At 68.2% G+C, this 1,093-nt stretch carries 1 pseudogene; it reads right to left on the bottom strand.

The window, feature by feature from the left end:
• Positions 1-1,093: pseudogene (locus tag DP106_RS15285) on the bottom strand (V-type ATP synthase subunit I); the annotation flags it as partial.

Here is a 1,093-nt window from a genome sequence, read left to right as displayed (position 1 = left end):
CAAGAACAGGATCAGCGTCGGATCGATCTCCGTGTATCTGGGCCGGTTGATGACGCCGACGAGCATCTCGAAGGGCTTCGCGATTGCGCTGTTGTCCTGGACGACCGGCGGCGAACCGCCGCTCATCGCTCGACCGCCGTCGGCGACGGCCTCGCCGTCCCCGCCGTCCGCGACGGCGTCCGGTTCACCGGCTGTGCGTCCGCCAGCGCTCTGACCGCCGGATTTCCCCGACTCCTCGATCTCCTCGTGTTCGTGGGCGTGGCCGTCCTCGTCGTAGGACGCCCGTTCGAGTTCGTCGACCTCGACGTGGTCGCCGGCGCGGGCGTCGAGCGTATCGACGAGGTCGTCGACCCGCTCCGTCGGGATCCAGCCCTCGGAGACGAAGGCGTTCTCCGTCGTCGCGAAGGTCAGCGGCGCTTCCCGCTTTTGGACCTCGATCGAGAGCTTCTCTTCGGCGGCGAGCAGGAAGCCAGAAACCTCGTGTTTGAGGTCTTCGAGGCGGCTCTCGACGGTCTCGAGGTTCGATTCGAGCTGGCCGCGGCGGTGGTTCAGATCCTCGATGTACGCCTCCGGACTCGTCGCCTCGCCTCCTTCGCCGAGGTCCGGGATCTCGTACTCGGTGAAGGCCGCGCCGACCAGCGCGTCCTCGAGGTCCACGTCAGGATAGACGAAGGCGGCGACGTACTCGTCCTCCGCGTACAGCTCGTACGCTTCGACCGCCTCGCTGTCCTCGAGTGCCGCCTCGATCTCGCCGCGGTCGCCCTCGCCGACCGCGGCGGTCAGCGAGTCGTATCCGGACAGCAGATCGATGTCGAGCCCCAGCGCGGCGAACGGACGCGCCGACTCGATCCGCTCGTCGATCTCGCGGAGCTCGTCGTCGATCTCCGAGCGCTCGTCGTCGAGGTCGTTGACCCGCGTTCGGACGTCCTCGAGTTCCGATTCGAGTTCGTCGTCGTCGATGATCCGGGGTCGGCCGGCGTCCGACTCCTCGACGCCGAGGGTGCTCTCGAGGGCGCGGACGGTGACGAGTCTACTCGCGGCCTCCTCGGCACCCTCGATCGGGTTCCCCGGGGAGAACCCCTCCCAGGCGCCG

This window comes from Halonotius pteroides (assembly GCF_003605635.1).
GTDB lineage: Archaea > Halobacteriota > Halobacteria > Halobacteriales > Haloferacaceae > Halonotius > Halonotius pteroides.
The sequence above is the reverse complement of the archived record's forward strand: the minus strand, read 5'-3'. Positions and strand labels throughout refer to the sequence as shown.